1 protein-coding gene is annotated in these 1216 nt (G+C 41.2%); it reads left to right on the top strand.

The features are described from left to right. Positions 1-77 precede the first annotated feature (77 nt). Positions 78-1198, top strand: a protein-coding gene (locus AAHB12_RS31080; RefSeq protein ID WP_342048930.1) for an IS3 family transposase whose coding sequence is annotated in 2 segments (ribosomal slippage) — positions 78-327 and positions 327-1198 — 1122 coding nt in all. Because the reading frame shifts where the segments join, the coding sequence is not laid out codon by codon here. Positions 1199-1216: the final 18 nt, after the last annotated feature.

Below are 1216 nucleotides of genomic sequence, written 5' to 3'. Positions count from 1 at the left end.
TGGATAGGCTACACTTAGTTGGACAGAAAAGTTAAGGTCAAGTAGACTAAATCTAATATAAATTAGGAGAATCTACGATGACAAAAAGAGAGAGACGAAAGTTTACAGATGAGTTCAAACATCAGATGGTCCAGCTATATTTGAATGGCAAGCCAAGAAAAGATATCATTCGTGAGTATGACCTTACCCCTTCTTCTTTGGATAAGTGGATCAATCAGAGTCAGGACACTGGGTCATTCAAGGAAAAGGATAATCAAACAGCTGAAGAAGCTGAACTTATCAAGCTCCGTAAGGAAATTAAGCAACTCCAAATGGAGAACGATATTTTAAAGCAAGCTGCGCTGATACTAGGACGAAAGTAAATGTGATTCGCAATAATCAACATAAATACTCGATATCAGCAATGTGCAAAGTCCTGCAACTTCCAAGAAGCACGTACTATTACGAAGTGAAAGAGCGTGTGTCAGAGGATGATGTAACCTCCGACGTGATCGACATTTTTCAAGAGAGCCGTCAGAATTATGGAACACGCAAGATCAAAGTAGAACTGAAGAAACGTGGACACATCGTTTCGAGACGGAGAATTGGTCGAATTATGAACGAACAGGGACTTGTCTCTACTTATACCGTGGCTCAATTTAAGCCTCAAACAAAGGAGTGCAACGAGTCAGACCAAGCGAACGCGTTGAACCGTAGGTTCCACCAAGAAGAGGAATTAACAGCTGTCGTAAGCGACTTAACATACGTAAGAGTCAATAAAAAATGGCATTATGTATGTGTATTTGTTGATCTCTTTAATCGTGAGATCATTGGTTGCAGCGCCGGTCCTCATAAAAATGCCAGCTTGGTTTACCAGGCATTTGCATCTATCCAGAAGGATCTTCGCTATATTCAGCTGTTTCATACAGACCGTGGAAGTGAATTCAAAAACAAGCTGATTGATGAAGCACTCGAAACGTTTGGAATCCAGCGTTCCCTTAGTATGAAAGGCTGCCCCTACGATAACGCCGTAGCTGAGGCAACATTCAAGATTATCAAAACAGAGTTCGTGAAAGGTCGCTATTTTGATAGTCTTGAGGATTTAATCAGAGAGCTACACGACTATGTGAATTGGTTTAATCACGTTCGAATTCATGGAACGCTTGGGTACGTAAGCCCGGTTCAGTACAAACTTGAGCACCTTAAGAAAACTGTCTAGCTTAGTGTTGACAGTCCA

The organism is Bacillus sp. OTU530, assembly GCF_038440375.1.
This window is presented reverse-complemented; position numbering and strand designations above follow the sequence as displayed.